Raw genomic sequence first — 4,976 nt, 5'->3', positions numbered from 1 at the left:
ATAATTCCATCAACTTATTCATAAGTAGTGTCCTCCAAATTGTCTGATTACTATTTACGAGGATACTACTATACTTTATAATAAACTAAAAATCACCTTTTTGGTTGCGGCCAAAGGCCGCGCTAGGTAATCTATGGTTCCTCTTTTGTATTTCATGCTTGTTTGGTTCTGGCTTGTCCATGTTAGGATTACTCGTATTGCATCACCCATTTTCCTTTTTTTATTCTATGGTTTTGGAGTAATAAAAACACATGAATGGAACCTTATTGTTTGCATCCAATAAATTAGATAAATATGAACATATAATTTGCTACTTAAAACAGCATGGTTTTGCAAATATAATAACGGTATTAAATGGAGAAGATGCCTTAAAACATCTCAATACCCAACCCCCTCTTTTTGCATTTTTAGATACAGAGCTACCCATTTTGGATGGTTTTCAAGTATGTAAACTAATGAAGTCATCCCTTTGGGCAAATTGCAATAACGTTCCCGTAATTTTAGTCACTGATTCACAGAAAAATTGTATGATATCCCTGTTAGCCAATTGTGTTGGCGCATATCTTTCAATCCATCCGTCATTTGCATTGGAAGATTTATTATATCTGTTACAAAACAAGCCGGAGTCAACGCCCACGAATATTACCACAAACAGGATAAAAATCTTAATTGCCGCCAGTGACCAATCTTTCACACAAATGCTGGAAACGTATCTTCTTGGGGAAGGCTATGATGTGATTATCGCCGGAAATGGTCAGGATGCCCTTCATAAATTGGAGAATGAAAAACCATCCATCACGTTTTTGGATGATCATTTGCCGGAATCAGATGTCTCTGAAATAATCAGAAAATCAAAAGAGAGCATCCATGAAATATTTATAACAATTATTGTCACGCAGGGTTCAGAGCTAAGGGCAATTGAACTGATGAAAGCGGGGGCGAATGACTATATCATAAAACCGGCGGATGAAAAAACCATTCCAACGGCCTTTGCAGATACCCTAATAAAATACCATTTAAACCTTTGCAATCATCGCATGGATGTGGAAGAATTAAAATTACTTTCCTTGATAGATGGCATAGTTGACGGCATTGTTTTTATGGATATGTATGGGAAAATAAACACGGTAAATAAGGCCGCAAATGCAATACTTAGCCAGTTGAATTTGGTGAGAAACAGCGATGGGTCAATAATCAGAATAAATACTATCGATATAAAAGATATTTACAGAACATTGTTTGAAGAAAAACAACTCTCCGTATCCTATGAAATTACTATTAATGACGATTTTGAAAAACATTTTAATGTTATTGCATCTTCGGTTAATCAGTTCATTGATGAAAATATACATGTTATCGGAGATAGAAGGAAAAGGAAAAGGCTGGCACGATCTTTTATTGGCAATAATATAGGGATCGTTATCGTACTAAGAGACGTTACACGCGAACATCAATTAACAAATCAGGTAGTCCAGTCAGAAAGGCTTTTTGCGGTGAGTAATCTGGTAGCAGGCGCCGCACATGAATTGAATAACCCCCTTGCGGGCATTCAACTTTGCACAGAACTTGTCTTAAATGACCCTGCAACTAGTGAAAAATCGCTAAAATACCTCCAAAGAATACAGAAAGAAACAGAACAAATACAGGACGTTGTAAAAAGCCTCCTCACGTTTACGGGAAATTATACACTATCCAAGGAACAAATAAATATTAATGAAATCATCGAAGTTATCATAAAGCAGAAAATATATCAGTTTGACCACGCAAACATTAAAATTATTATTTTACCTGGAGACGTTTTGCCATTTGTTTTTGTCGATAAATATCAAATACGCAGGGTATTGCTTAATATAATCGAAAATGCCTGCGCTGCAATGGAAGTATCGGCATATGATAAATGCCTCACTATTAAAACAGAGGCTCAGAATAATGTAGTAAAGACCTATATATCAGACACGGGGCCAGGAATTCCCAAAGAGAATCTTTCTAAAATTTTCGAACCGTTTTATACCAACAGAGCAAACAAAAAGAAGAAAGGCACGGGGCTTGGCCTTTCCATAGCACATAGTATTATTAAACAGCATAACGGTAAAATATACGTGCAAAGTGAAGTGGGAAAGGGCACTACTTTTGTCATTGAACTTCCCGCCATGGAATCCCTTTAAAAGCTAACTGTAACCCAAGGGAGAAAACGATTACGAGAAAAACTGAAAGATGACAAACGTATTTCTCAGATTATTGAAAGAGTTGAAGCAAATATGTCAATAATAAAGATTTGCCCCCTTTCTTTTTGTTTTTCTTTGGGTGTATTCCTGCAAATGGGGCTGAGTATCCCGCTTCAACGTTTGGTAAATAACTCCGACAAGTAAGTAGCGCAACTGACAAAATAGGGTATGGGATTGCAAGTTGCCACAGTTGATAGTCATGGTTGGGATACCCATGTCAATCAAGGCGGTGTGGAGGGAACCCATTCCGAACTTCTCTCTGAATTAGCAAAACGGGGTTGTTGCTCTGTACACTGATTTAGGTACAACATTGATGAATAATGTATTGATCTTGACAATGGCTGAGTTTAGCGCACTCCTAAAAACAACGCAAGCCTTGGAACCGATCACGGCAATGTTTCGACTTGGTTCGTAATTGGAAACAGTGTAAACGGAGGGACATATGGAGAGTGGCCGGGATTACAGGAAGGAAATCTTTATTTACAGCGATATCTGTCGCACAATATCGAATACAGTAATGCGTTGGGTGAAGTGATTGCACGTCATTTCGGAAATCCCGCCAGTATATCAACGGTCTCGCCAGGTCATATTTATCAACCTGTTGAATTTCTATAGCCTTTTCGTGAAAGATTTCCTTCGGGTGTTTGTAGTAAAAGGTGATAATGGTTTGGTATTAAACAATATGCGACTATTTTAATGTATAGTCTTCATTTGTCGAGAAAATGTTTCCTCTTCGTCTTCCTCTGTTCATGATACGATCCCAAGCTCCAGGATATTGTATTCTTAGAGGTCTTGTCATAAGGGAAATATAACATTATCCGAAAGCAAAGTCAGTAGCAGAATTGACCAGTACCCTCCATACCGTCTCTCTCACGAACGTCCCCAATTCCAATGTATGCTAATCATTTCAGGCTGGAAATTTGTTTTTTATGATTTCCGTGTATCCTTTTTTGAAAGTCCACTTCGCCTGCGTTGTTTCTCAATTAATGTTGTAGCCTCTTGTATTCCATCGATAAACCTTCTCTGTTTGGTAGCGGCAACAATTGCTTTTCCAGCAATAGGAGTAACGATAACGGTGATATTAAACATCATCGTATGACCTTTTGGGTTTTTAGGCTCTTCGGAGGTGACTTCGATTTTTTTAATTTTCATCCGTTTTTTTAACTTCCTGCCAAATAACTCCAAATGTCTTGTCGCTTGTTCTAACTCTTTATTACTTACAGAATCGCCTGGTTTCTTGATAATAATAAGCGGAATATCTTCTTCTGGACGCAAAAGCACAACTGCTCGTAGGATGTCGCGTGTCGAGAGAAAACCAGTAGGTTTATTATGCTTATCTACCAGAATAATACTATCATGTGGAGAGGTGATAAGATGCGAAACAATTTCTGTTCTTGATGTATCGTCGGGCAAAGAGTCAACCAGTACCGTATAGTACTTACGGATAGGGTCGCTCTTTCTGAATTTCTTTTCTCCTGCCAATGAATAAAAGCCAACATGCGTTCCTTCCTTAGGAAATCTCATCTTTGCTGTAGGCTTGATAAGTGCCTGCATGAGATCGCTTCTGGTGACGATTCCTGCAAGGGATCCTTCAGCATTAACTATCACCATTCTTGAAACACCTTTTTCTTTAAGGTCATAGAATACATCTTTAACCGAGGCAGTAATCGGGGCTGTTATTGGGATATGCGGTTTTACTTTGCCACTTACAAACACTAACAAGCCAGGATCTTTAATAATTCCCTGCAATATATCTTTTCCATAAATCACACTCTGTAAGTCTCCATCTTTACTAAGTACCGGCAATATATATATCTTTGTAGATAGCATATATTCTGCAACTTGATAGACTGGCGTTTCTTCTGTAATGGCAGGTGGTTTAAAAACTATAGATGATACTTTTGTAGTATAAGGAAAATTGCTGGAATAAAGTGTCTTGAAAGGAGATATCAGTCCGAGAAACTCATCATTATTATCAAAGATAAAGACTGCCTCATGGCTTGAACGGACACGAGATAAGACGCTACCAAGCGAATTTTGTGCCCTACTTCGAACAATTGATGCTAACGAAGAAACATACTTTTTAATAGTGGGCGGTTGTGTATTAGTCATAAGCACAAGATACCACTATTCTGTCCTCCATGTCAACAAAAATATAGGGTACTGCTCACACCCTTATCCCACCATCTTGGAACTAACATTGGGGCTTTAATTCTGTCCCCAATTCCCAATCACATCAAGGCCTTCCATTCGTGTATAGTCAAACAAATCGTAACACTTTAGTTTTTTGAAATTTGCTCGCCAATAATTCGAAAATTTTAAGTTAAAAGAGTAAGCAATTCATCTGCTTCGACAAGCTCAGCACAAGCGTATACTCGTTAATATTTTTGAAAAAACTTAAACATTTGTTTTTAAACTTCTCATAAGTATCATAATACTTGTTATACAATATTTTTTTGCGAAAGAATTTCCATAATCTTTCAATGAGGTTTAGATTAGGTGAATAGGAAGGGAGAAATTTGATCTTTATTAATAATGTGGAAAACCACGCCCTGTGGGCGTGGTCAGAGTTTAAAGGCTTTGCCAGTAAAACGACTCATTGTTACAATCTAAGTTGAGTTGTCCCCACAACATCAACAAAGGAGTAACAAATGAGTCGATTTCGCAAATTATCGCATACGATATGGCATTGTCAATATCATATTCTTTGGACACCAAAATATCGTCTAAGAATACTTACTGGTCAAGTAG

Annotated in this window: 2 protein-coding genes and 2 pseudogenes; 2 read left to right on the top strand and 2 right to left on the bottom strand. The window is 37.6% G+C overall.

Annotation, left to right across the window (positions count from 1 at the left end; translation table 11 throughout):
• Positions 1-251: 251 nt before the first annotated feature.
• Complete coding sequence (locus QZT26_RS16415; RefSeq protein WP_295103697.1) at positions 252-2,165, top strand: ATP-binding protein; 1,914 nt, start codon at positions 252-254, stop codon at positions 2,163-2,165.
• Positions 2,166-3,152: 987 nt separating this feature from the next.
• Here the strand turns inward: QZT26_RS16415 and QZT26_RS16410 are convergent.
• Together QZT26_RS16410 and QZT26_RS16405 are read right to left on the bottom strand one after the other, a co-directional pair.
• Positions 3,153-4,337 carry a CBS domain-containing protein gene (locus QZT26_RS16410; RefSeq protein ID WP_099326547.1) on the bottom strand — a complete coding sequence of 395 codons (1,185 nt, stop codon included), beginning with the start codon at positions 4,335-4,337 and terminating at the stop codon, positions 3,153-3,155.
• Between the two features lie 211 nt (positions 4,338-4,548).
• A pseudogene (locus QZT26_RS16405) lies at positions 4,549-4,761 on the bottom strand (transposase); the annotation flags it as partial.
• A gap of 115 nt (positions 4,762-4,876) precedes the next feature.
• Here QZT26_RS16405 and QZT26_RS16400 point away from each other — a divergent pair.
• Positions 4,877-4,976 (top strand): annotated as a pseudogene (locus QZT26_RS16400) (IS200/IS605 family transposase); the annotation flags it as partial.

Source organism: uncultured Candidatus Kuenenia sp., assembly GCF_900696675.1.
Classification (GTDB): Bacteria; Planctomycetota; Brocadiia; order Brocadiales; family Brocadiaceae; genus Kuenenia; species Kuenenia stuttgartiensis_A.
The sequence above is the reverse complement of the archived record's forward strand: the minus strand, read 5'-3'. Positions and strand labels throughout refer to the sequence as shown.

Bases quoted from the DNA above. Each gene is read 5' to 3' on its own strand.
- QZT26_RS16415 (WP_295103697.1), top strand. From the start codon at position 252: ATGAATGGAACCTTATTGTTTGCATCCAATAAATTAGATAAATATGAA.
- QZT26_RS16410 (WP_099326547.1), bottom strand. From the start codon at position 4,337: ATGACTAATACACAACCGCCCACTATTAAAAAGTATGTTTCTTCGTTA.